Here is a 25098-nt window from a genome sequence, read left to right as displayed (position 1 = left end):
GAAGATGAGAATGAGACTAGGGTAGTTGAGATGAGTAGAGTTGAGCAGAGATACGATACTTCTATTTAATCATACTGCCTAAAAGAGCAACCCTCTTTTAGGCTTATTTCGTATACTCATACAAACCCTCTATATGTCCCCTCATTCTCCTTAATCCCATTTAAGGAGTGTGCTTATGAATTCCCAATCAAACCTGACCCGATTTTTAAAGGACAGTGAGTCCTACAAAACGATCCCAATTGTTGAAACCATTACAGTCGATACGCTCTCACCGATTCAAATTGTTGAAAAACTCAAACAAGATATTGTGTATTTGCTAGAAAGCAAAGATGAGTCTTCCAGCTGGTCGAGATATTCCTTCATTGGACTGCACCCGTTTTTAACCTTACATGATGACCAAAACAAATACGTTGCACGTGACGCTGCGGGGCAGGAAGTCATGCAAAAGCAAGAGCTGAAAGAACTGCTGGATTGGATGAAGGAGCAATATCAAATCAAAACGCCAGATATTGATATCCCATTTACAGGCGGGGCTGTTGGGTACTTAAGCTACGATCTGATCCCAAACATTGAACCTTCTGTCAGGCCTCACCGCAGCGCATCGCTGGCAGAAAATTGCACATTATTTGTCTGCCAAACGATGATTGCCTTTGATCATGAAACAAATCATGTTCATTTTATCCAATACACTCAGCTGGCCGGACATGAAACAGAAGACGAAAAAATTCGAGCTTACAAAGAAAATCAAAAACAGCTTGAACAGATGATTCACAAGCTCCATTCAAAGGTTGATATGAAAGAACTGATTTTATCAGGGAATATGAATGAGCCGCCATCCTTTGAACATGTGACGTCAACCTATGAAAAAGCGCAATTTTTAAAAGACGTAGAAAAAATCAAAGAATACATTCGAGCAGGTGACATTTTTCAAGGCGTACTCTCGCAGCGATTTGATATCCCTGTATCAGTGAGTTCATTTGAGTTATACCGCGTGCTTCGGATTGTGAATCCATCTCCTTATATGTATTTTATGAAATTAAAAGATCGTGATTTAGTCGGCAGCTCGCCAGAACGATTAATCCATGCCAAAAATGGTCATTTAGAAATTCATCCTATTGCTGGCACAAGAAAACGAGGAACAACAAGAGAAGAGGATGCTGAACTAGCAAGAGAGCTGCTTGAAGATGAAAAGGAAAAAGCCGAGCATTACATGTTAGTGGATCTTGCCAGAAATGATGTAGGCCGTGTGGCAGAATACGGCAGTGTGTCCGTACCAACCTTTACAAAAGTAGTGAACTTCTCTCATGTCATGCACATCATCTCCATTGTGACAGGAAAGCTAAAGCGGGATACACATCCAGTTGATGCGCTCATGTCCGCATTCCCAGCAGGCACATTAACAGGTGCCCCGAAAATAAGAGCGATGCAATTATTAAATGAAATGGAGCCTGAGCCAAGGGAAACGTATGGCGGCTGTATTGCTTATATTGGATTCGACGGCAATATCGACTCCTGTATTACGATTCGTACGATGAGCGTCAAAAATCAGACCGCTTCTATACAAGCAGGCGCCGGCATTGTGGCTGATTCTGTCCCAGAAAATGAATGGGAAGAGACCTGTAACAAGGCAGGAGCACTTCTGAAAGCCATTCAGCTTGCGGAACATATTTTCTCAGAAAAGGAGAGTGTGCAGGATGAATCACCGACTATCAGCTCTTGTTAATGGAGGCTTTCTATCAGAAAATGAAGCAAATAAACTCATGCATGATATGATGAGCGGCTTTTTAACAGATGCTGAAGTCGCTGCGAGTCTCTCGATTTTAGCGCATAGAGGAGAAACCGCTGAAGAAATGACGGGTTTTGTGAAAGCCATGCGGCAAAATGCAGCACCAATGGAACGAGCGCTTGATGTAGTAGATACTTGCGGCACAGGAGGCGATGGACTCTCCACCTTTAATATATCAACTGCCGCTGCCATTGTCGCTTCCGCTGCTGGAGCCAAAATCGCCAAACACGGAAATCGATCAGTTTCTTCTAAAAGCGGGAGTGCCGATGTACTAGAGTGTCTTGGGATTCATATTCAATCCACACCAGAAGAAACAAGAAGACAAATACAAGAGAAAAACATGGGTTTTTTATTTGCACCATTGTATCATTCATCTATGAAACAAGTAGCCGCAGTCCGCAAGCAGCTCGGCTTCCGGACGGTATTTAATCTCTTAGGCCCGCTTTGCCACCCAATGCAAGCCAAAAAGCAAATCATCGGTGTTTACTCAAAGGAAAAGGCAAAATTAATGGCAGAAGCCCTTGCACCGTTAGAGCCAGAACATGTGCTGTTTGTTTGCGGAGAAGATGGACTGGATGAATTAACGATTACAGCAAATTCATATGTGATTGAACTCAAAAAAGATGTCATGACAGAATATACACTCAATCCCGAAGACTTTGGGCTGCAAAAAGGATATTTATCAGAAATTCAGGTCCAATCACCGGAAGAGAGTGCTAAATTGATTCAGAATATATTGAATCATCAAACAGAAGGGGCGCCGCTTCATATTACAGCCCTGAATGCTGGAGCGGCTTTATATGTCGCAGGGAAGTCAGAAAGCCTCATGGCCGGAACATTAAAAGCGATTGAAACGATTAAAAACGGCGCAGCCAAAGAACAATTGGCTCGATTAAAACAAAAAACGAGAGAGGAAGAGATCTATGCTTAATCAAATCATTGCCCGCAAAAAAGAACATATTCAAACATTGCAGTTACCAGTAGATGGACACTTTGAAAGACGATCATTTAAAGAAGCACTCATGAATCCTCATCGCTCAATTGGTCTCATTGCGGAGGTGAAAAAAGCGTCTCCTTCCAAAGGAATCATTCAACCGAATTTTGATCCTTTACAAACAGCAAAAGCTTACGAAAAATCAAACGCTGATTGCTTATCTGTTTTAACGGATGAACCGTTCTTTCAAGGGAAAAACGAATACTTATCCCTCATTAAAAAACACGTAGATCGTCCAATTTTAAGAAAAGATTTCATCATTGACTCCATACAGGTAGAAGAGTCAAGACGTATAGGGGCAGATGCCATTTTATTAATTGGAGAAGTACTTGAGCCGCAAAAGCTGCAAGAGCTCTATGCTGAAGCGAAAGAGAAAGGCCTTGATGTCCTTGTCGAAGTACATGCAGCAGATACACTGGAAAATATTTTAAAGTTGTTCACTCCTGAAATCATTGGAGTGAACAACCGGAATTTAAATACATTTACAACAACAGTCGAACAAACAAAAGAGATCGCACCCCTTGTTCCGAAAGATGTTTTACTAGTGAGTGAGAGCGGTATTCAAACATTTGATGATCTGGCCTTTGTGAAGAAACATGGAGCGGGTGCAGTTCTTGTAGGAGAATCATTAATGAGAGAACATTCACAAGAAAAAGCCGTTCAGACATTGTTTGGAGAATGAACAGGATGAAGCCTTATGTAAAATATTGCGGGGCAGTGTCACAAGATGATGTGGAATGTATTGCGCAATCTCACGCAGATGCCATTGGATTTATTTTTGCTCCAAGTAAAAGACAAGTCCAGCCAGTTCAAGTGAAACAATGGCTCATCCAAACAAAGTGTGAGAAAAAAATTGCCGGTGTATTTGTAAATGAAAAGATCGAAAAAGTGTGTGAGATCACAAAACATATACCTTTAGATATTGTACAGCTTCATGGAGATGAAACGCAGGATGACGCTAAAGAAATCAAACAACAAACAGGGGCTGTCGTTTGGAAAGTGTTCCACCACGCATCCAATATCACAAACACGCTTGAAAAAATGACGGAATTTGCACCTGTTGTCGATGGCTTTCTCATTGATGCGAAAGTAAAAGGGATGAGAGGCGGCTCTGGAACAGCTTTTGCTTGGGAGGCGGTGCCTGCATACGTTAAGCATGCAAAACGGCTGGAGAAAACTTGCATAATTGCAGGCGGCATCACACCAGAAACGATAGCAGAGCTCCTTGCCTATGGTCCAGAAGCGATCGATCTTTCAAGCGGAATAGAAGAAAACGGAAAGAAAAGCAGCGCTAAGATCGAAGCGCTCGAAGAAAGGATGTTAAATGATGTACGCATATCCAAATGAGATTGGCAGATACGGAGAATTCGGAGGGAAATTTGTCCCGGAAACGCTCATGCAGCCACTTGCAGAAATCGAGCAGGCATTTCGTGAATTAAAAGAAGACCCTGCTTTTCAAGCAGAATATGTATCACTACTTCGAAACTATTCAGGCAGACCAACTGCGCTTACATATGCTGACCAATTATCAGCATACCTCGGCGGCGCAAAAATCTATTTAAAAAGAGAAGATTTAAATCACACAGGTGCTCATAAAATTAACAATGCACTTGGGCAGGCCCTGCTTGCGAAAAAAATGGGGAAATCAAACATCATCGCAGAAACAGGCGCGGGCCAGCACGGAGTAGCTGCTGCAACGGTGGCCGCTAAGTTCGGGTTATCCTGCACGGTATTTATGGGGAAAGAAGATGTGGAAAGACAATCACTCAATGTCTTCCGAATGAAACTGCTTGGCGCTGAAGTCATACCTGTCACAAGCGGAAATGGCACACTAAAAGATGCAACCAACGAAGCCATCCGCTATTGGGTTCAGCACTGCAGTGATCATTTTTATATGATCGGCTCCGTTGTAGGCCCTCATCCGTATCCTCAAATCGTCAGCGAGTTCCAGCGCATGATTGGTGATGAAGCAAAAGAGCAGCTGCTTGAAAAAGAAGGAAGACTTCCTCATAAAGTCATTGCCTGTGTTGGCGGCGGAAGTAATGCCATTGGAATGTACCGGGCATTTTTAGATGAAGAGGTAGATATCATTGGTGTAGAGGCAGCTGGAAAAGGAATCGATACGCCGCTCCATGCTGCAACCATCACGAAAGGAACCAAAGGTGTGATCCACGGGTCTTTGACATATTTAATTCAAGATGAATTTGGCCAAATTATTGAGCCATATTCTATTTCCGCTGGTTTAGATTATCCGGGAATTGGACCAGAACACGCATATTTACATGCGAGCGGGCGGGTTCAATATGTGAGTGCAACAGATCAAGAAGCACTAGATGCACTAAAGCTGCTGACTGAAAAAGAAGGAATTCTGCCAGCAATTGAATCTGCACATGCACTAGCCAAGGCGTTTGAGGTAAGCAAGACGATGAATGAAGATGAAATCGTCCTTGTCTGCCTGTCAGGAAGAGGCGATAAGGATGTGCATACATTAATGAACGTGCTCGAAAGTGAGGGGAAAACAAAATGATTAGATTTCAATTAGAGCAAGGCGAAAAATTATTTATCCCATTTGTCACAGCTGGAGATCCGTCAGAAGACATCACAATTGATTTAGCTATCTCCCTTCAAGCAGCCGGTGCACATGCGATTGAACTCGGTGTTCCTTATTCCGATCCATTAGCAGACGGTCCTGTCATTCAAAGAGCCTCCAAAAGAGCTCTAAATCATGGCATGAATATCGTAAAAGCGATAGAATTAGCAGGGAAGATGAAAAAAAACGGTGTAAAAATTCCTGTAATTCTATTTACGTATTATAATCCTGTGTTACAATTAGACACAGAATACTTTTTCGCTTTACTGCGCAAAAATCATATTTCGGGACTCTTAACACCCGACTTGCCGTTTGAAGAGAGCAGCGAGCTGCAAAAGAATTGTCAAACACATGACATTTCATATATTTCACTCGTTGCACCAACAAGCAAGGAACGATTAGTAAACATTGTAGAGCAGGCAGAAGGTTTTGTGTATTGTGTTTCATCTCTTGGTGTAACAGGTGTCAGACAATCCTTTGACGCGTCAATTACAGATTTTATTCAACAAGTGAAACAGCTGAGTCGCATACCGGTTGCGGTCGGTTTTGGCATCTCAACAAGAGAGCAGGTAGACTCAATGAATAAACTGAGTGACGGTGTTGTTGTCGGAAGTGCACTTGTGAAAAAAATTGAAGAGCTTCAAGAACAATTGCTGGCAAGTGATACACGCCAAGAGGCTTTAAGGGAATTTGAAACATATGCAAAAACATTTAGTCCCCTCTATTCATTCAAATGAGGTGAAACATTTTGCAAATCAAAGATCAATTAAAACAGCTAAAACCGTATCAACCTGGGAAACCAATTGAAGAGGTCAAAAAAGAATATCAATTAGACAAAATTGTGAAATTGGCTTCAAATGAAAACCCTTTTGGATGTTCTGTACATGCAAGAGAGGCAATACAAGCTGAGCTCGAACATTTAGCGATTTATCCTGATGGATACAGCGCAAGTTTAAGAACGGAGCTTGCTGAGTTTCTTCAGGTAAGTGAAAAGCAATTAATTTTCGGGAACGGCTCAGATGAACTTGTGCAAATTATTGCGAGAGCATTCCTTGACCAACATACAAATACCGTCATCCCATCTCCATCTTTTCCGCAATACCGTCACAATGCAGTGATTGAACATGCTGAAATTCGAGAAGTGCCTCTTTTAGAAGGAGGAGCTCACGATCTGAAGGGCATGCTGGATGCGATCGATGAAAACACGAAGGTTGTCTGGGTATGTAATCCAAATAACCCGACAGGAAATCATTTGTCAGAATCTGAGATTGTGGCGTTTTTAGACGAAGTGCCAGCTCACGTGCTTGTTGTTCTAGATGAAGCGTATTTTGAATACGTTCGTGCGGAAGATTTTCCAAACAGTTTATCTTTATTACACAATTATCAAAATGTCATTGTCCTTCGAACGTTTTCTAAAGCATATGGACTTGCAGCGCTTCGAGTAGGCTACGGAATTGCATCAGAAGAGCTGATTACTGCCATTGAACCAGCGAGAGAGCCGTTTAATACCAGCCGTATCGCTCAGGCAGCTGCTCGTGCAGCGATCAAAGATCAAGATTTCATACAATTATGCAGACAAAAAAACGAAGCAGGTCTCAAGCAATATCAAGATTTTGCAGACCGTTTTGGACTATATATCTATCCATCTCAAACAAACTTTGTGCTGATTGATTTTAAAAGAGATGCAGATGAATTGTTCAATGCATTATTGAAAAAAGGTTACATTGTTCGTTCCGGGAAAGCACTTGGTTTTCCGACTTCTTTACGTATTACCGTCGGAACAAAAGAGCAAAATGAAGACATTCTAAGTACACTTGCCGATTTACTGCAAGGCATTCGTGCGTAGCATAACCATAAAGTCATATCCTAAGGCAGGATATGGCTTTCATTGTACCAACCTCAATACATATAAGCTGTTGAAATAGGTTGTTTAATTTTCGTGAAAAATCAGGTGATGAATATGAATGATGCAAACGAAACAATATTAATCGCTGGACTCGGTTTAATTGGGGGATCCATTGCACTCTCGATTAAAAAAGAGTATCCTCATAAAAAAATTGTAGGATTTGATGTTTCCAAAGAGCAAATGGTTGCTGCAACAAAGCTGGGAATTATTGATGCAACAGCTGATTCGTTTCTGGCTGGTTTAAAAGAATCTTCGACCATTATTTTGGCAACACCTGTCCAGCAAACAGTAAAGATGCTTAGTGATATTGCAGACTCTGGAATTGAAAGAGAGCTCACAATCACTGATGTCGGCAGCACAAAGCAAAAGGTCGTCCATTTTGCTGAAAAAGCGCTGCCTGAGCAGTACCAATTTATTGGTGGACATCCAATGGCAGGCTCTCATAAGTCAGGTGTTATTGCAGCAAAAGACTTCTTATTTGAAAATGCGTTCTACATTTTAACGCCTGCAAAGGAAACAAACCGCCAAGCTGTTGATCGGTTGATGGATTTGTTAAAGGGGACAAATGCTCATTTCATCGAGATGACACCAGAAGAACATGATGCTGTGACAAGTGTAATTAGCCATTTTCCTCATATTGTTGCAGCCAGCCTTGTGCATCAAGCACATCATTTTGAAGAACAATTCCCACTTGTTAAACGGTTTGCTGCTGGAGGCTTTCGTGATATCACACGAATTGCTTCAAGCAATCCTGCAATGTGGAGGGATATCCTGCTGCACAATAAACACAAGATTTTAGACCGTTTTCATGAATGGAAAAAAGAGATTAACCGCATTGAAACCTTCGTAGAGCAAGAAGATGCTGAAGGATTGTTCTCTTATTTTCAAGATGCAAAGGAATATCGTGATGGACTGCCTCTAAGGAAAAAAGGAGCCATTCCTGCTTTTTATGATCTGTATGTCGATGTTCCGGATCACCCTGGGGTCATTTCGGAGATTACAGGGCATCTAGCAAGTGAAAATATTAGTATTACAAATATCCGTATTATTGAGACGCGGGAAGACATTAATGGGATTTTACGCATTAGTTTTCAAACAGACGACGACCGCAAGCGTGCAGAAATCTGTATAAAAAATAGAGCGAATTACGATACATTTTATGCTGACTGAGGTGACAAACATGAAAATTCATAAAAATGCTCCTATGAATGGAGAAATTCATATCCCAGGTGATAAATCTATTTCACATAGATCAGTGATGTTTGGTGCAATTGCTGAAGGGACCACAGTAGTGAAAAACTTTCTTCCTGGAGCTGACTGTTTAAGTACGATTGATTGCTTTAGAAAGATGGGCGTTGAAATTGAACAAAAAGGGACAGATGTTGTCATTCATGGTAAAGGACTGAAAGAGCTCAAGGAGCCGTCTGACATTCTCGATGTTGGCAATTCTGGTACAACCATTCGATTAATGATGGGAATATTAGCTGGTTGTGAGTTTCACAGTACACTAATTGGTGATGAGAGTATTGCCAAAAGACCAATGAAACGTGTGACGGATCCGCTGAAACAACTAGGAGCCAAAATAGACGGCAGAGCAAATGGCGAGTATACACCACTGTCTATTCGTGGCGGTCATTTAAAAGGCATCTCTTATGAGTCTCCGGTGGCAAGTGCACAAATTAAGTCGGCTGTCCTTTTAGCTGGGCTGCAAGCAGAGGGTACAACAACATTAACTGAACCACATAAATCAAGAGATCATACAGAAAGAATGCTCTCTATGTTTGGTGTAAAACTAGATGAAGATGAACAAAGTGTTTCCATTGAAGGCGGCCAGACATTAACAGCAACAGATATATTTGTTCCTGGAGACATCTCTTCAGCTGCATTTTTCCTTGTAGCTGGATCAATCGTTCCTAACAGCCGGATTGTCTTAAAAAATGTCGGGCTAAACAAAACAAGAACAGGTATTATTGATGTGCTGAAACTTATGGGTGCAAACCTTGAGATCAATGAAGTAGATGCCAAAGGCGGAGAACCGTATGGTGATTTAACGATTTCTACTTCATCATTAAAAGGGATTGAAATTTCTGGTGACATGATTTCAAGACTCATCGATGAAATTCCGATTATTGCGCTTCTTGCGACCCAAGCAGAAGGAACAACGATCATTAAAGATGCTGCTGAGTTAAAAGTTAAAGAAACCAATCGAATTGATACAGTCGTATCAGAACTTAAAAAACTCGGTGCTGATATTGAAGCAACAGATGATGGTATGAAGATTCATGGTAAAACAACGCTTCAAGGCGGCGCAGTCGTCTCAAGCTACGGAGATCACCGTATCGGTATGATGCTGGGAATTGCCGCATGTGTGACAAAGCAAGCAATTGAGATTGAAGATACAGATGCTGTTCGTGTCTCATACCCGAATTTCTTTGAACACATTGAATATTTAACGAAAACAGTCTGAGGAGGTCCTCAGGCTTTTTCTTTCCTTTTGCATATTTGTCAGAAATATAGCATAGCTTGTCTCAAGGTGAAACCTTGAAAAAAAACATTTTGTCCGATGAAAATAGTGTCTGCAGTTTACAAATCATCAGTTTCGTATAGGATGAAATGAAAAACAGTCTTTAAAACACAAAAATGGGTTCATTTTAAAAGAGCAACATATTTGCTGGATGTGTACCTGTCGATTATGATATGAAGTAACAATAGTTTAGGTTTTTGGAAACAGAAAGGAACGGTTTGATTTGAATAGTTCATTACAAGAAGCCATAAAATTAGTTGAGGCGGGTGAGACTGAAAAAGGACTCCAAACACTTGCTCAAGCAGAGAAGCATTTGCATGATGAAGAAAAGGCGCAAGCGGCTCAATTATATTATGATTGGGGAGATATCGATAAAGCACGGCATCTCATCAGTGATTTACATGATTTATATCCAGAGGAAACAGGTTTAACATGTTTTTATGCAGAGCTGTTGATTGACTCTGATGAAGAAGAGAAGGCGATTTCAGTATTAGAAACGATTCCTGAAGATGATGATGCGTACCCAGAGAGTTTATTGTTAATGGCAGATTTGTATCAAATGCAAGGACTATTTGAAGTCAGTGAACAAAAGCTTTTAAAAGCGAAAGAACTACTTCCGAATGAAGCCATCATCGATTTTGCATTAGGTGAGTTGTATTTTTCTCAAGGCCTTTCAAAAAAAGCGGCCGATTATTTCTACAAAGTGGCAGATCAGCAGCATGAGGTTGGCGGTGTCAATGTGTATCAGCGGCTCGCTGAATCGCTCAGCACAGCTGGAGAATTTGAGGATGCACTTGAATGGTACGAAAAGGCAGTAAAAGATCAAGCAGACCCAAATACTCTTTTTGGCTACGGATTTACAGCAATGAGGGCTGGCAGAACGAAAACAGCCATTCAGCAGCTTACAGAACTGAAAGATATTGATCCGTCCTATTCGTCACTTTATATGCCTTTAGCGAAAAGTTATGAGGAAGAAGGACTATATCACGAGGCTTTAGAAGTAGTAAAAGAGGGTATTAAAGTTGATGAGTATAACAAAGAATTATATTTATATGGTGCTAAGATTGATTTGAAAAATGGGGATTCAGAAGATGCGAAAAAACTGCTTCAAGAAGCACTTGCTCTCGATCCGGGTTATATTGAAGCAGTTCAAACATTGCTGGCGATCTATTTAAATGAAGAGCTGTTTGATGAAATTCTGGATGTTATTAAAGAGGTTAAAAGCTTTGGGGAAGATGATCCAAAATGGAATTGGTATGCTGCATCTGCTTCTGTCGGGCGAGAAGAATACAAAGAAGCTGCCGAGTATTTCAAGCTTGCCCTGCCTGATTTTGATGAGGAGCGTGACTTTTTATATGAATACGCTTCGTTCCTTTTAGAAGAGGGCAGACAAAAAGAAGCATTGCCGTTATTACGCAAAGTTCTAGAGAAAGATGGCACGAATGAAGAAATTGAAGAAACGATTTTAAGAATTGAAGACGAAATTTCCTTATAGTTTGCAGGAATGAAGAACTGGTTTGTTGAATAATTCATGTATAGCAATTTAATTTACGATAGAGGAGGGAATAACATGCAGACCCCTGTTTCTGTCAATGAAAAAAAGGAATTTATCCGGTGGTTCTTAAACCATTATCAGCTAAAGCGAAGAGAGTGTGTTTGGATATTAAATTATTTAATGAGTCACGACTCTTTGATGGAAAAGGTTCATTTTGTAGAGCAAGCAGAATTTTGCCCAAGGGGAATCATCATGTCAACACACTGTGTGGATGAAGTTCCCTTTAGATTTTATAAAGAAAACATCATGACGACAGATGCTGAAAAGTCATTTCATGATATTCGTTTGAATAAACAGCAGGATTTGTTTATTCAATTGAATTTCCGTTCTGCTTATCGTTCGCCGGAATATGCAGCTGTTCTTGAAACAAATCCTCATATTCCAAAGGATCTTTATGAGAACGAAAAAGATAAGGATCTTGCTGAGAAAGTGCTTGAGCATTCAATCGCAACTTTCCAAAAAGAACGGCTCATGAAAGAGATAGATGAAGCACTTGACCGTCATGATCAAGAAACATTTAATAAGCTGGCAAAAGAATTAAGCCTATTGTCATAAACTGAACGAATAAGCCTTGCCCTACACAGGCAGGGCTTATGTCATGAAAGAGGGGAAATTGATGAGGTTTCAATCAGAGGACGCGGATCGCTTTTTGCAATCTAAAGCTTACATTGATACCGCTATCATTCCATTAGTTGGGATTGATGCGGATCAAATGAAACAAACCGTGTCTTTAGGAGAGTTTACTATTCTTGTAGCAGATGAACTTGAAAGACAGTTAAAAGGGCGGGTTTTTCTTTTTCCGCCACATACATATTTGGAAGTGAGTGACCGGAAACAAGAAGATATACTCATAATGAAGCAGTCGCTCAAGGATCATTTTCAGCATGTCGTATTGATCACATCTGATCACCAGTGGAAAGAGCATACTGAGATCAGTGAATCGCTATTTTTGCTCAAGCCGGTTCCGCTGGAGCATTTGAAGGTTGAATTAAAGCAAAAAGTCATTCAAGACAGTGTAGAACAAATTTTGAACTTTTTGTTACAAAAATGGAACCCTTCATAAAAACCCTTACATTTGCATTGTACATAGCTTTTTAGAATGTTGACCTTGTGAATAGATTGATATATTATGAGGGTGTCCTAGTTTTATGAAATTTTTTCTAATTCAGTTATAAAGTAGCTGACGACCTGAGGGGGGGAGAAAAAAATGAGCGAGAAGAGACATGGAGTGTCCAGGCGTCAATTTTTGAATTACACGTTGACCGGCGTGGGGGGATTTATGGCCGCTGGAATGCTCATGCCTATGGTTCGCTTTGCGCTTGACCCTGTGCTAAAAGGAACAGAGGATCAGGATATGGTTCAAGTTGTCAGTGTAGATGAACTGACAAAGGAACCGAAGCGCTTTGACTTTAAAATTGATCAAGTAGATGCATGGTACGAGTCAAAGGAATCTAGGTCAGCATGGGTGTACAAAGAAGGGGATGAAATTGTCGCTTTATCGCCAATCTGTAAACATTTAGGATGTACAGTGAACTGGAACAGTGATCCGAAAAATCCAAACAAATTTTTCTGCCCGTGCCATTATGGGCTGTACGACAAGGATGGTACAAACGTACCCGGAACTCCACCGCTTGCACCGCTTGACCATTATAAGCAGCAAGTGAAGGACGGATACCTCTATCTTGGAAAAGCTGTGCCGAAAGGGGAAGGGTAACGATGCTTAACAAGATTTACGATTGGGTAGATGAGCGGCTGGACATTACACCAATATGGAGAGATATTGCGGATCACGAGGTGCCAGAGCACGTCAACCCAGCACATCATTTCTCCGCTTTTGTGTATTGTTTTGGCGGTTTAACGTTTTTTGTGACAGTCATTCAAGTCCTTTCGGGCATGTTTTTAACGATGTATTACGTGCCGGATATTAAAAATGCCTGGGAATCTGTCTATTATTTGCAAAATGAAGTGGCATTTGGCCAGATTGTCAGAGGGATGCACCACTGGGGTGCGAGTTTAGTCATCGTGATGATGTTTTTACATACGCTAAGGGTCTTTTTCCAAGGGGCGTATAAAAAGCCTAGAGAGCTGAACTGGATTGTTGGTGTGCTCATTTTCTTTGTGATGCTTGGACTTGGTTTTACAGGTTATCTTTTACCATGGGATATGAAGGCGCTGTTTGCGACGAAGGTTGGTCTTCAAATAGCAGAAGCAACACCTTTCATTGGTAAAGAGATCAAAACGCTGCTTGCAGGTCATCCTGACATTGTAGGGGCACAAACGCTGACGAGATTTTTCGCTATCCATGTCTTTTTCTTGCCAGCGGCATTATTTGGGCTGATGGCTGCCCACTTTATTATGATTCGTAAGCAAGGAATTTCTGGACCGCTATAAAATGCTGCGTTTGATGAATGTTCAATGAGGAGGGGATGACTTTGCATAGGGGAAAAGGGATGAAGTTTGTCGGAGATTCCAGAATACCGGCAGAAAGAAAACCTAACATACCTAAAGACTATTCCGAATATCCGGGAAAAACAGAAGCCTTTTGGCCGAACTTTCTTTTAAAGGAATGGCTTGTAGGTGCCGTTTTTTTAATTGGATTTCTTGTCCTAACTGTTGTTCATGCGCCTCCGCTTGAGCGGATGGCTGATCCAACAGATACTGGCTATATTCCGCTGCCAGACTGGTATTTCCTATTTTTGTACCAGTTATTAAAATATGAATTTGCTGCAGGAAACTTCACTGTCGTCGGCGCGATGATTATGCCTGGAATTGCGTTTGGTGCACTTTTGCTCGCACCATTTCTTGATTCAGGTCCAGAACGCAGACCGTATAGAAGACCAATTGCAGTCGGGATGATGATTCTTGCAGTCGGCGCAGCAACATATTTAACGTGGGAGTCTGTTGCAACTCATGATTGGGAAGCAGCGGCAAAACAAGGTGAGATTAAGAAAGAAGCAGAGATTGATACTTCAGCTGAAGAGTATAAAATTTATCAAGAGCAGACATGTATCTCCTGCCACGGGGATAACATGCAGGGCGGAGCAGCTGGACCGTCACTCGTTGACAACGGTCTTTCGCCTGAGGAGATCGCTAAAATCGCTGTAGAAGGAAAAGGCAACATGCCGAAGGGTGTCTTTAAAGGCAGTGATGAAGAACTTGAGAAGCTCTCTAAATATTTATCTGAGGTCAAATCAAAATAATTCAGTTGTTTAAATGCAAGTACAAGGATATACTCAAAAGAGAAAAAGCTGGCGCTGTCAGCTTTTTTCTGATTTTAACAGATCGTGAGTGAAGAGACATATGAGATGGATTCAATATTTGCTAGCGACGCGCTACATGCTTGTGCTGGTGCTTATGATCAATTTCCTTGGCACTGTGTATGGCTACTATTGGTATATTCCGCAGCTCGTAGAGACGCCGGCTGTCTTTTTAGCTTTTGTACCAGATAGTCCAACAGCCAGCTTTTTCTTTTTATTTGTATTACTTGCGTTTTTGATGAAACGAAACGCTCCTTATTTTGAAGCACTAGCTCTTGTAACCTTGATTAAATATGGGCTATGGGCAGTAGGAATGAATATCTTTGTGCTTTTATCTGTTGATGATTTTCCGTGGGAAGGATACATGCTGATTGGGTCTCACTTTGCGATGGCGGTTCAGGCTGTATTGTTTGCGCCATATTATCGTTTTCAAATGCGTCATCTCGTGGTAGCAGGCATTTGGATCTTACATAATGATGTAATTGATTATGTATTTGGTATGATGCCCCGTTATTCTATGCTGTCTGCTTACTCAAACGAGATCGGCTACGTGACGTTTTGGCTAAGTATTGCGGTTCTTCTTGTTTCGTATTATCTCGTTCTATCGAAAAAATCGGTCAAGCTGGAACTCCCTTAACAATGTTGGTCTAACCTTGTCCTTTTCTTCATACGCTGTAAGGAGAAGGGCTAGGAGGGACTTGCATGAAACGAAAGCCAATCGCGATGATTCTATTATTTTTTCTCGTATTACAGCCAGCAGTTGTCAAAGGTGAGGAAACAGCTGCTAACACGCTGCAAGAATTAACGGAACTATCAGATTCCATCTTTCAATTAACGAGACAAGCTAAATATGATGAGGCGTTACAAGTCGCATTGTATGTTGAAAAGACATTTAAAGCTGAGAATTGGCGTGGAACTTTGACGAATACGCAGATTCGGCAAATTACACTTGGCTATCAAGATATGATAAAAGGGCTGCCGCAGGAAGAATTGAATGAGCGCGAAAAGCTTCGTTATGCCTCTCAATTTAGAATGCTGCTTGATGCGATCCAGTCGGATTCTGAGCCTCTTTGGGGTTCGCTGGAGAAGCCTATTATGGGCTCTTTTCCTACTTTGAAAAAAGAAGTAAAAGATCCAGAATCGACGACATTTTATGAAACTTGGAATGAGCTGGTTTCTTTATACGATATGATCTATCCAAGTTTAACCATTGATATTTCGCCTGAAAAGCTGCAGACAATTAAGCAGCACATGGAAGTGATTGAGCAAGGTGAATTTTTAAAAGCATCAAGTGGGACAAAGCTTGAACGTCTCACGAAGCTGGAAGAGGATTTATCGAGTGTGTTTGCTCACGTCGATGAAGATGAAGCGGATCCATCGCTTTTATGGGTCATCTTAACAACCGGGAGTATCATTTTATTAACGTTAACGTATGTTGGATTTCGGAAATATCGTGCAGAAAAAGAAAAGAAGCAAAAACGTCAGGCTGATTATCCTAAATCATAAAAAAAGAAGCCCAAAACTGGTGCTTCTTTTTTAATGCGGATTGAGCGGCTTTTTGTGTTCATCTAATGTAAAGCCTTCACCGAGTACATCATGCACGTCACTGACAGATACAAACGCATGAGGATCGACTGAGGTCACGACGCTTTTAAGGTGGACAAGCTCGTTTTTCGGAACGACGCAATAAAGAACGTTGCGCTCCTGTTTCGTATAGGAACCGACCCCTTTTAAGATGGTGACACCGCGCTCCATTTCATCTGTGATTTTCTTTTGAATGATGTCATCTTTTTCAGAGATAATCATGGCGCCTTTGGCAGCGTAAGCGCCTTCTTGCATGAAGTCAATGACCTTCGCAGCAACAAACACTGCGACAAGTGTATACATCGCTTCTTTATAATTTAAGTAGGTCAAAGAGATGGTAATGACGCATGCGTCGAAGATGAACATTGTTCGTCCCATTGCCACCTGATAATGCTTGTTGATCAGTCTTGCAATGATGTCCACACCGCCTGTTGTACCGCCGAATTTAAAGATGATTCCGAGGCCTGTTCCGATAAATACACCTGCAAAGAGGGCGGCTAAGGCTAAATCGTGCTGGAGAGGCATATGTATTTGAAAGCGCTGGAAGATGGCAAGAAAGACAGAAAGACTCACTGTTCCTACAATTGTATAAGTAAACATCGTTCTGCCGAGCATTTTCCAGCCTATAAAAAAGATCGGAATGTTTAAGACAAGGTTTGAAATAGATGGGTCAATGTGAAATAGAAAATATAAAAGCAGTGTAATACCTGTAAATCCGCCTTCCGCCAAATTGTTCTGCATATTAAAATGAACAAGACCGAAAGAAAAAATCGCAGATCCTATTAAAATAAATACGATATTTTTAAGACGAATTTCTTTTAGCAAGAGACCACTCCTTTTTTTGCTTAGACAGCGATAATATTATATGGTATGGGAGAGAAACAAGCAAACTGAGTCTTAAACATTTGTCAAATATTTATGATTTCGCTAACATGTAAGAGATGGATAGGAGGATGAGCTTCATGACGAAAGAAAAAACGCTGCGTCACGTGCAGCAAGAAGTAGATGATTACATAGGACAATTTAAAGAAGGCTATTTCAGCCCGCTTGCCATGATGGCCCGCCTGACAGAAGAATTAGGGGAGCTGGCAAGAGAGGTTAACCATTACTATGGAGAAAAGCCGAAAAAAACAACGGAAACAGAAAAAAGCATGGAAGAAGAAATTGGCGATGTTTTGTTTGTGTTAACATGCCTTGCTAATTCACTTGATATTTCACTAGAAGAAGCACATGATCGTGTGATGCATAAATTCAACACAAGAGATAAAGACCGCTGGACGAAAATAGAAGGGAAGTAGAGACGATGACGAACGAAACCATCAAAGTAGTAATCGCTGGAGCAAGAGGAAGAATGGGGATAGAGGCTGTGAAGCTGGCGGAAGAAACAGGCCATTTTGAGCTGGTGGCAGCACTTGATCACACGCATGAAGGAAAAAAATTATCTGATGTGATTCATACGACATCTCATGCGCCAATTTATACGGATATTGATGTGTGTCTTTCAGAAACAGCACCAGATGTATTAATTGATTTAACAACACCAGAAATCGGGAAAGTACATACAAAAAAAGCACTTGAACATGGCGTGCGTCCAGTCGTCGGAACAACTGGATTTTCAGAAGATGACCTAAAAGAGCTTCAGCAATTAACAGAAGAAAAGGGCATAGGCTGTATTATTGCACCAAACTTTGCTGTCGGTGCGGTCTTAATGATGAAATTTGCCAAAATGGCAGCGAATTATTTTCCTGACGTTGAAATCATTGAGCTTCACCATGATAAAAAACTAGATGCCCCAAGCGGTACGGGCTTAAAAACGGCTGAAATGATTGCAGAAGTAAGAGAAAGCAAAAAGCAGGGACATCCAGAAGAGAAAGAATTGATCGAAGGTGCACGAGGAGCAGATTATGATGGTATCCGTCTGCACAGCGTGAGACTTCCTGGCATGATTGCACATCAAGAAGTGCTGTTTGGAATGGACGGACAGACGCTCACCATTCGTCATGATTCTTATAACCGTGCATCCTTTATGTCAGGCGTGAAGCTTTCAGTAGAGCAGGTCATGCACATTGATCAGCTCGTTTATGGTTTAGAAAATATCATCGACTAATAAGGAGTGGATTCCTGATGAACATTGCTTTAATCGCTCATGATAAGAAAAAAAGTGACATGATTCAGTTTACCACTGCGTACCGTGATATTTTGGCAGATCATACACTTTACGCAACAGGGACAACAGGTTTGAGAGTGAAAGAAGCGACGGGGCTTCCCATTCATCGTTTCCAATCAGGACCACTTGGGGGAGATCAGCAGATCGGTGCTTTAATTGCTGATAATGCAATGGATCTTGTGCTCTTTTTTAGAGACCCGCTAACTGCGCAGCCGCATGAACCGGATGTATCTGCACTCATCCGGCTTTGCGATGTGTATACCATTCCATTAGCCACCAATATGGGAACTGCTGAAATTTTAGTCAGGAATTTAAATAAAGGTACGTTTGATTTTCGAGATGTAGCAAAAAACGGAGGAACAAATGAAACGACTTGATATCCTTGCATTCGGTGCCCATAGCGATGATGTAGAGATCGGAATGGGCGGAACGATTGCAAAATACGTAAAAAAAGGGGCGCGCGTCGGGATTTGCGACTTGACCCAGGCTGAATTATCTTCAAATGGAACAGTCGAGAGCCGCAAAGAAGAAGCAAAAGCCGCCGCCGCTATTTTAGGTGTCAGAGCGAGAATCCAGCTTACACTGCCAGATAGAGGGCTTTATCTAAACGACGAAGCGATGAAGGAAATTGCGGGCGTGATTCGAACTTACAAACCGAAACTGATTTTCGCTCCGTACCACCAAGATCGGCATCCAGATCATGGTCATGCGGGCTCACTTGTAGAAGAGGCCGCTTTTTCTGCAGGTATACATAAATTTGAAGATTCATACAAGCAGCCAGCGCATAAAATAAGCCAAATGTATTATTACATGATTAATGGGCACCATCGTCCAGATTTTGTGATCGATATTTCTGAGGAAATGCACCAAAAAATTGATAGCCTGCATGCGTATAAAAGCCAATTTGTTAAATCGGCAAACTCAGTAGAGACACCTCTTGTGAACGGTTATATTGATTTTGTCAAAATGAGAGAGTCTATGTATGGAAGAGAAGTCAACAAAGCTTATGCAGAAGGGTTTATCACAAAGAAACCACTTTTGTTGGACGATGACTTACTTGGGGGGTAATTATGAAAAAACTGAAGGTCGGAATTACTTGTTATCCAAGTGTCGGCGGCTCAGGCATTATAGCCACGGAGCTTGGAAAACGTTTAGCTGAAAAAGGGCACGATGTTCATTTCATTACCTCTAGCATTCCGTTTAGGCTTAATAAAGTATATCCGAATATTTATTTTCATGAGGTGGATGTGAATCAATATGCAGTTTTTCAATATCCGCCTTATGACCTTGCGCTGGCAAGTAAATTGGCAGAAGTCGCAAAACGAGAAAAGCTTGATATTATTCATGCGCATTATGCAGTCCCGCACGCTGTCTGTGCGTTTCTAGCCAAACAAATGACTGGACACTCTGTGAAAGTCGTTACGACGCTTCATGGAACGGATATTACGGTTTTAGGCTATGACCCATCATTAAAAGAAGTGATTCGGTTCGCCATCGAATCATCAGATCGCGTAACAGCGGTATCGCATTCATTAGCTGCGCAGACATACGATCTCATTAAACCAGATAAAAAGATTGATACGATTCATAATTTTGTAGATGAACGGGTGTATTTGCGTGAAGATCACGATTTGCTAAAGACACATTATGGTCTTTTACCGAACGAAAAGGTCATCATTCATGTATCAAACTTTCGAAAGGTGAAACGGGTGCATGACGTGATTCATGTGTTTCAAAAGATTGTTGAACAGGTGCAGGCAAAGCTGCTGCTCATTGGTGATGGTCCTGAGAAATCGGTTGTATGTGAACTTGTGAAAAAATTAGGACTGACAGACCGTGTGTTATTTTTAGGCAAGCAAGAGAAGGTTGAGGAGCTATATTCAATAAGTGATTTGAAGCTGCTTCTTTCAGAGAAGGAGAGTTTTGGGCTTGTGCTTCTTGAAGCAATGGCGTGCGGTGTTCCTTGTATCGGTACGGATGTCGGCGGTATTCCAGAGGTCATTACACATGGAGAAACAGGGTTTCTTGTCCCGCTCGGCGATATAAACGGAGCAGCAAAGCACGCAGTGTCTCTGCTGAAAGACGAAGCGCTTCATGAAAAAGTGTCAGCGGCAGCTCAGTCTAGTGTTCAGGCTCATTTCTCCTCTGATAAGATTGTGAGTGAATATGAGAAGCTTTACCTAGAATTGATCGAAGGTGATGATGAAGATGAATGAACCATTCACACATGCGATCCCTATATTACATACACTGCACGAACATGGGCATCAGGCTTACTTTGTTGGCGGAGCGGTGAGAGATGTTCTATTAGGACGGGAAATCGGTGATATCGATATTGCGACAGATGCAACACCTGATAAGGTTGAGTCTTTATTTGAAAAAACAGTAGATGTCGGTAAGGAGCATGGCACTGTCATTGTGTTGCATGATGGTGTCAGCTATGAGGTCACGACGTTTCGAACGGAATCAGAATATGAAGATTTTCGCAGACCGAAAGAAGTGGCGTTTATTACGTCGCTTAAGGAAGATCTTTTAAGAAGAGATTTAACGATTAATGCAATGGCCATGGATATAAATGGAGAAATTATTGATCATGTAGGTGGTAAACAGGATATTAAGCGGAAACGAATTCAAACTGTTGGAGATCCTGCGTGCCGCTTTCAAGAAGATGCGCTTCGCATGATGAGAGCTGTCCGTTTTTTAAGCCAGCTTGGCTTTGAACTCGCTGATGAAACGGCTGAAGCTATGAAAAAGGATAAGCATCTGCTTGCCAACATATCAGTTGAGCGCAAAAAGATTGAAATGGAGAAGCTTTTAAAAGGCCGTCATTGTGAGCAGGCCATTCAAGTACTCATTTCAACCAATTTATATGAAGAATTGCCAGGTCTCAAAGAGGAGCGTCTTCATGAATCCTTTCAAGCCTTTCCATATTACTTACTGGATGGACTAGAAGAGGTATGGGGGGCTTGCATCCATTTGCTCGGCCTAGATGAAGCGGAGGCTGCGGCCTTCTTAAAAGAATGGAAGCTGTCAACCAAGCTTTTGAAAGAAGCAGTAGCCATTAGTAAATACGTTGATTGTGACTGGGATGCGGAAAACATGTTTGAAGCTGGTGAACACGTGCTCTTATCTAGTTTGAAGATCACACAGCTAAAACATGAGCGCCGCATTTTCTTTGATGAGCTGGAGGCAGCGAAGCGTTCTTATGATGCACTGCCGATTAAAAAGCTCCAAGACCTCGCTGTTTCAGGAAAAGATTTAATGGCCTTTCGGCAAAAGTCGTCTGGGAAATGGATTGCAGAGGAGCTCAATTTTGTGAAAAAAGCCGTTTTGCAAAACCGTTTAGAAAACCGAAAAGAAGCCATAGAGGAGTGGCTTAAAGCATGCGATCCGCAATTAGAAAACGATTAATTGAACTATTTACAGCATCCAGTGAGGATTTTGTCTCAAGTCAGCAGATTTGTGATGAACTTGGCTGTTCCCGAACAGCTGTGTGGAAGCATATGGAGGACTTGCGAAAAGAGGGGTATGAGGTAGAAGCAGTTAGAAGAAAAGGATACCGTCTGCTTCGTAAACCGGACAAAATTAGTGAGGACGAAATTCTGTTTGGTCTTGAAACAGAGAGCTTCGGCAGGCATATTTACTTTCAGAAAGAAGTCGCTTCAACTCAGCTGATTGCCCATGATCTTGTAAATGAAGGTGCGCCCCACGGCACGATCGTTGTCAGTGATCATCAGACAAACGGAAAAGGGCGTCTTCAAAGAACGTGGCATTCACCACATGGGACAGGCGTTTGGATGAGTCTCATTCTCCGGCCTGAAATTCCGCTGCATAAAGCGCCGCAAATGACGCTTTTGGCATCTGTAGCCATCGCAGAAGCAATTGCGCAGCAAACAGGACTCAGTCCATCTATTAAATGGCCAAACGATATTTTGTTGAATGGAAAAAAGGTCGTTGGCATTCTGACTGAATTAAAAGCAGAAGCTGACCAGGTTCATGCGGTCATTATTGGACCGGGCATAAATGTGAACCAAACAGCTGATGACTTTCCGGAAGAACTAAAGGATGTCGCCACAAGTCTGCGGATGGAACTGAATGAAAAAGTGGATCGTGCTGCACTTATACAACAGATCATGTCCACTTTTGAAAAAAGATATGATGATTATATGAAGCAAGGATTTGCGCCCATTAAACAATTATGGGAATCGTTTGCGATGACGATCGGTCAACATATTGTTGCCCGCACCGTCAATGGGCAATATACGGGGAAGGCGCTTGGCATCAATGAAGAAGGTGTTTTATTGCTTGAAACGGAGGACGGTATCCAAAAAATCTACTCCGCAGACATTGAGATCAAGTCAACTTGAGTGGAACACCCGGCACATTTTTGATATACTTCGTGTGGGCAGTATCTGCAAAGAACTGTACCTGTTAGGAAGAAAAATTCGATAAATTTCTGCCTTGATCCTAAGGGACTTGGACAGAGGGATGATTCGCCGCACATGAGAAATCAAAGCATGTGATGTGAGGCAAGCCATCTCCTCTCCAGAATGAGGAGGAACAAATGAAGACAAAGCTAGATTTTTTCAAAATGAAAGAACAAAACGAACCTATTGTGATGCTGACCGCATACGACTATCCAGCTGCAAAGCAAGCGGAAAAAGCGGAAGTCGACATGATCTTAGTTGGTGATTCACTTGGGATGGTTGTACTTGGACTAGATTCCACAGTTCAAGTCACGATGGATGATATGATCCATCACACAAAAGCAGTGAAAAGAGGCGCAAAAGACACATTTGTTGTGACTGATATGCCATTTATGTCTTACCATTATTCGTTAGAAGAAACAATGAAAAATGCTGCACGCATCATGCAAGAAAGTGGTGCCGATGCCTTAAAGCTAGAAGGCGGAGATGGAGTATTTGAATCCATTCAAGCTTTAACAAGAGGCGGAATTCCTGTCGTCAGTCATTTAGGCCTCACACCTCAATCAGTTGGTGTACTTGGCGGATATAAAGTGCAAGGAAAAGACCACGAAAGTGCTCAAAAATTGATTGAAGACAGCTTGAAATGTGAGGAAGCCGGTGCAATCGCTCTTGTGCTGGAATGCGTACCTGGCGAACTGACAAAACGAATTACCGACATGCTGAAGATTCCTGTGATCGGAATTGGTGCAGGAGCTGAGGCAGACGGACAAGTTCTCGTTTACCATGATGTGGTAGGATACGGGGTGTCTAGAACACCTAAGTTTGTGAAACAATACGCGCAAATTGATACTGTTTTAGAAGAAGCGCTCATTCAATATACGAAAGAAGTAAAAGCACGCACATTTCCAGAGGACATGCACACGTTTCATATCAAAGAAGAAGTCCTTGATGGCTTATATGGGGGAATCAAAAAATGAATGTTGTCACCCATATTCACGAGCTAAAAGAATTAATCAAGCAGCATCAAGAAAAACAGCATTCCATCGGCTTTGTCCCAACGATGGGTTTTCTTCATGAAGGACATCTGACGCTTGCGAAAGAGGCAAGAAGTCAAAATGACATTGTCGTGATGAGTATTTTTGTCAATCCGTTGCAATTTGGACCAAATGAAGACTTTGAATCCTATCCAAGGGATATGGAAAGAGACCAGCGTCTGGCAGAAGCAGCAGGGGTGGATATTTTATTTACACCTGATGTGAAGGAAATGTACCAAAATGAACCATCTATTACGATGACGGTTCAAAAGCGGACAGATGTCTTATGCGGAAAAAAACGTCCAGGACATTTTGACGGCGTTGTCACTGTGCTCACAAAGCTGTTTCATCTTGTGTCACCAACAAATGTCTACTTTGGACTAAAGGATGCACAGCAAGTCGCTGTGATCGATGCGATGATCAAGGATTTCTTCTTTGATCTTCACCTTGTATCTGTACCGACAGTCAGAGAAGAAGACGGTTTAGCGAAAAGCTCAAGGAATGTGTACTTGTCAGAAAAAGAAAGACAAGAAGCACCCGCTTTATACCGCGCATTAAAAAAAGGACGGTCAGCTGTTGAAAACGGTGAACGTGATGTCAGTCGTGTGTATCAGCTGATTGAAGAGGAACTTGTTCAGACGTGCGGAGAAATTGATTATATTGAGATCTATTCTTATCCAGAACTTGAGCCGCTTCAGCAGTTAGCAGGTCAAGTCATTATGGCGGTTGCGGTGAAATTCTCACGGGCAAGACTGATTGATAATGTGATTTTCCATGTTCCTGAAAGCGGTGAAAAACATGTATAGAACCTTTATGACATCTAAGCTTCATAAAGCAACGGTAACAGAAGCAAACTTACATTATGTGGGAAGTATTACAATTGACGAAGATTTACTTGATGCGGCAGGTATGATGGCAAATGAGAAAGTACAAATTGTCAATAATCATAATGGCGCGAGACTTGAAACATATATTATTCCCGGCGAAAGAAAGAGCGGTGTCATTTGTCTAAATGGGGCGGCGGCGAGATTGGTTCAGCCAGGGGATGAGGTCATTATTATCGCTTATGGGATGCTGTCAGAAGAAGAAGCTAAGACACATACACCAAAAGTGGTCGTGTTAAATAAACAAAATCAAATTGAACAAATGATTGGACAAGAGCCTGCGAGAACGATTTTATAACGCAGGCTCCGTGGAAACAGAACAGTTTCAGAAGAGAGGCTGTTCTGTTTCATCTATTTTGTCCAGAGCGTGTTTCACTTTAGGGTGAAACG

The 25098-nt window shown here is 41.7% G+C and carries 28 protein-coding genes; 27 read left to right on the top strand and 1 reads right to left on the bottom strand.

The features are described from left to right. Positions 1-175 precede the first annotated feature (175 nt). The 17 genes from trpE to ypjB all read left to right on the top strand — a co-directional run bounded on the left by trpE (position 176) and on the right by ypjB (position 16118). Positions 176-1723: an anthranilate synthase component I gene (gene trpE / locus NSU11_RS10415; protein ID WP_149126514.1), complete on the top strand. Its 1548-nt coding sequence runs from the start codon at positions 176-178 to the stop codon at positions 1721-1723. Next, positions 1695-2717 (top strand): anthranilate phosphoribosyltransferase, encoded by a 1023-nt coding sequence (trpD, locus tag NSU11_RS10410; RefSeq protein WP_024422802.1) that lies wholly within the window; start codon positions 1695-1697, stop codon positions 2715-2717. The genes trpE and trpD overlap by 29 nt, the downstream gene beginning before the upstream one ends. After that, positions 2710-3462, top strand: coding sequence for an indole-3-glycerol phosphate synthase TrpC (gene trpC, locus NSU11_RS10405; RefSeq protein WP_149126515.1), 753 nt, complete (start codon positions 2710-2712; stop codon positions 3460-3462). Before trpD ends, trpC begins: the two co-directional genes overlap by 8 nt. Next, entirely contained in the window at positions 3459-4127 is a 669-nt protein-coding gene (locus NSU11_RS10400; RefSeq protein ID WP_187470525.1) for a phosphoribosylanthranilate isomerase, read from the top strand. Before trpC ends, NSU11_RS10400 begins: the two co-directional genes overlap by 4 nt. Continuing rightward, positions 4108-5307, top strand: coding sequence for a tryptophan synthase subunit beta (trpB, locus tag NSU11_RS10395; protein WP_122631040.1), 1200 nt, complete (start codon positions 4108-4110; stop codon positions 5305-5307). The genes NSU11_RS10400 and trpB overlap by 20 nt, the downstream gene beginning before the upstream one ends. Then, entirely contained in the window at positions 5304-6107 is an 804-nt protein-coding gene (trpA, locus tag NSU11_RS10390) for a tryptophan synthase subunit alpha (RefSeq protein ID WP_149126517.1), read from the top strand. The genes trpB and trpA overlap by 4 nt, the downstream gene beginning before the upstream one ends. Before the next feature lie 11 nt (positions 6108-6118). After that, positions 6119-7216 carry a histidinol-phosphate transaminase gene (hisC, locus tag NSU11_RS10385; RefSeq protein ID WP_056767132.1) on the top strand — a complete coding sequence of 366 codons (1098 nt, stop codon included), beginning with the start codon at positions 6119-6121 and terminating at the stop codon, positions 7214-7216. A 114-nt stretch (positions 7217-7330) separates the two neighbouring features. Continuing rightward, positions 7331-8446, top strand: coding sequence for a prephenate dehydrogenase (locus tag NSU11_RS10380; protein ID WP_056767439.1), 1116 nt, complete (start codon positions 7331-7333; stop codon positions 8444-8446). Positions 8447-8456: 10 nt separating this feature from the next. Then, the gene (aroA, locus tag NSU11_RS10375; protein WP_056767130.1) at positions 8457-9743 is read left to right on the top strand and encodes a 3-phosphoshikimate 1-carboxyvinyltransferase; all 1287 of its coding nucleotides are present in this window, start codon (positions 8457-8459) and stop codon (positions 9741-9743) included. Between the two features lie 280 nt (positions 9744-10023). After that, the gene (locus tag NSU11_RS10370; RefSeq protein WP_056767128.1) at positions 10024-11295 is read left to right on the top strand and encodes a tetratricopeptide repeat protein; all 1272 of its coding nucleotides are present in this window, start codon (positions 10024-10026) and stop codon (positions 11293-11295) included. 75 nt (positions 11296-11370) lie between these two features. Continuing rightward, positions 11371-11910: a ReoY family proteolytic degradation factor gene (locus NSU11_RS10365; protein WP_008344562.1), complete on the top strand. Its 540-nt coding sequence runs from the start codon at positions 11371-11373 to the stop codon at positions 11908-11910. Between the two features lie 61 nt (positions 11911-11971). Continuing rightward, positions 11972-12418 (top strand): YpiF family protein, encoded by a 447-nt coding sequence (locus NSU11_RS10360; protein WP_056767126.1) that lies wholly within the window; start codon positions 11972-11974, stop codon positions 12416-12418. Between the two features lie 144 nt (positions 12419-12562). Further along, the gene (locus tag NSU11_RS10355; RefSeq protein WP_007500911.1) at positions 12563-13069 is read left to right on the top strand and encodes a ubiquinol-cytochrome c reductase iron-sulfur subunit; all 507 of its coding nucleotides are present in this window, start codon (positions 12563-12565) and stop codon (positions 13067-13069) included. Positions 13070-13071: 2 nt separating this feature from the next. Next, on the top strand, positions 13072-13746 hold the full coding sequence (qcrB, locus tag NSU11_RS10350; protein ID WP_003215804.1) for a menaquinol-cytochrome c reductase cytochrome b subunit: 675 nt from the start codon (positions 13072-13074) through the stop codon (positions 13744-13746). A 41-nt stretch (positions 13747-13787) separates the two neighbouring features. Then, complete coding sequence (locus NSU11_RS10345; RefSeq protein WP_024422792.1) at positions 13788-14555, top strand: menaquinol-cytochrome c reductase cytochrome b/c subunit; 768 nt, start codon at positions 13788-13790, stop codon at positions 14553-14555. Positions 14556-14655: 100 nt separating this feature from the next. After that, positions 14656-15249, top strand: a complete 594-nt coding sequence (locus NSU11_RS10340) for a DUF1405 domain-containing protein (protein ID WP_024428102.1) — start codon at positions 14656-14658, stop codon at positions 15247-15249. 65 nt (positions 15250-15314) lie between these two features. Next, a complete protein-coding gene (gene ypjB / locus NSU11_RS10335; protein ID WP_024422790.1) occupies positions 15315-16118 on the top strand; it encodes a sporulation protein YpjB in 804 nt (267 codons plus the stop codon). Between the two features lie 30 nt (positions 16119-16148). On the opposite strand, the gene NSU11_RS10330 is transcribed toward ypjB, so the two are convergent. Further along, positions 16149-17021 carry a YitT family protein gene (locus NSU11_RS10330; RefSeq protein ID WP_024422789.1) on the bottom strand — a complete coding sequence of 291 codons (873 nt, stop codon included), beginning with the start codon at positions 17019-17021 and terminating at the stop codon, positions 16149-16151. A 137-nt stretch (positions 17022-17158) separates the two neighbouring features. Between NSU11_RS10330 and NSU11_RS10325 the strand changes: the two genes are divergently transcribed. The 10 genes from NSU11_RS10325 (at position 17159) to panD (ending at position 25006) form a co-directional block, all read left to right on the top strand. Further along, complete coding sequence (locus NSU11_RS10325; RefSeq protein ID WP_342493574.1) at positions 17159-17494, top strand: nucleotide pyrophosphohydrolase; 336 nt, start codon at positions 17159-17161, stop codon at positions 17492-17494. Between the two features lie 5 nt (positions 17495-17499). Continuing rightward, entirely contained in the window at positions 17500-18303 is an 804-nt protein-coding gene (gene dapB, locus NSU11_RS10320; protein WP_041109607.1) for a 4-hydroxy-tetrahydrodipicolinate reductase, read from the top strand. A 17-nt stretch (positions 18304-18320) separates the two neighbouring features. Then, complete coding sequence (gene mgsA, locus NSU11_RS10315) at positions 18321-18740, top strand: methylglyoxal synthase (protein WP_024422786.1); 420 nt, start codon at positions 18321-18323, stop codon at positions 18738-18740. Further along, complete coding sequence (gene bshB1, locus NSU11_RS10310) at positions 18727-19431, top strand: bacillithiol biosynthesis deacetylase BshB1 (RefSeq protein WP_024422785.1); 705 nt, start codon at positions 18727-18729, stop codon at positions 19429-19431. Before mgsA ends, bshB1 begins: the two co-directional genes overlap by 14 nt. Positions 19432-19433: 2 nt before the next feature. Further along, complete coding sequence (bshA, locus tag NSU11_RS10305; protein ID WP_342493573.1) at positions 19434-20579, top strand: N-acetyl-alpha-D-glucosaminyl L-malate synthase BshA; 1146 nt, start codon at positions 19434-19436, stop codon at positions 20577-20579. After that, positions 20572-21774, top strand: coding sequence for a CCA tRNA nucleotidyltransferase (locus NSU11_RS10300; RefSeq protein ID WP_056767124.1), 1203 nt, complete (start codon positions 20572-20574; stop codon positions 21772-21774). Before bshA ends, NSU11_RS10300 begins: the two co-directional genes overlap by 8 nt. Next, positions 21747-22730 (top strand): biotin--[acetyl-CoA-carboxylase] ligase, encoded by a 984-nt coding sequence (locus tag NSU11_RS10295; RefSeq protein ID WP_056767122.1) that lies wholly within the window; start codon positions 21747-21749, stop codon positions 22728-22730. The genes NSU11_RS10300 and NSU11_RS10295 overlap by 28 nt, the downstream gene beginning before the upstream one ends. 197 nt (positions 22731-22927) lie before the next feature. Next, positions 22928-23767 (top strand): 3-methyl-2-oxobutanoate hydroxymethyltransferase, encoded by an 840-nt coding sequence (panB, locus tag NSU11_RS10290; RefSeq protein WP_024422781.1) that lies wholly within the window; start codon positions 22928-22930, stop codon positions 23765-23767. Then, positions 23764-24630: a pantoate--beta-alanine ligase gene (gene panC, locus NSU11_RS10285; RefSeq protein WP_056767120.1), complete on the top strand. Its 867-nt coding sequence runs from the start codon at positions 23764-23766 to the stop codon at positions 24628-24630. Before panB ends, panC begins: the two co-directional genes overlap by 4 nt. Further along, positions 24623-25006: an aspartate 1-decarboxylase gene (gene panD, locus NSU11_RS10280; RefSeq protein ID WP_024422780.1), complete on the top strand. Its 384-nt coding sequence runs from the start codon at positions 24623-24625 to the stop codon at positions 25004-25006. The genes panC and panD overlap by 8 nt, the downstream gene beginning before the upstream one ends. The last annotated feature ends 92 nt before the right edge of the window (positions 25007-25098 follow it).

Source organism: Bacillus sp. FSL R5-0712, assembly GCF_038593285.1.
GTDB lineage: Bacteria > Bacillota > Bacilli > Bacillales > Bacillaceae > Bacillus > Bacillus safensis.
Note: the sequence above shows the minus strand (reverse complement) of the source record. Positions and strands in the feature narration are given on the sequence as shown.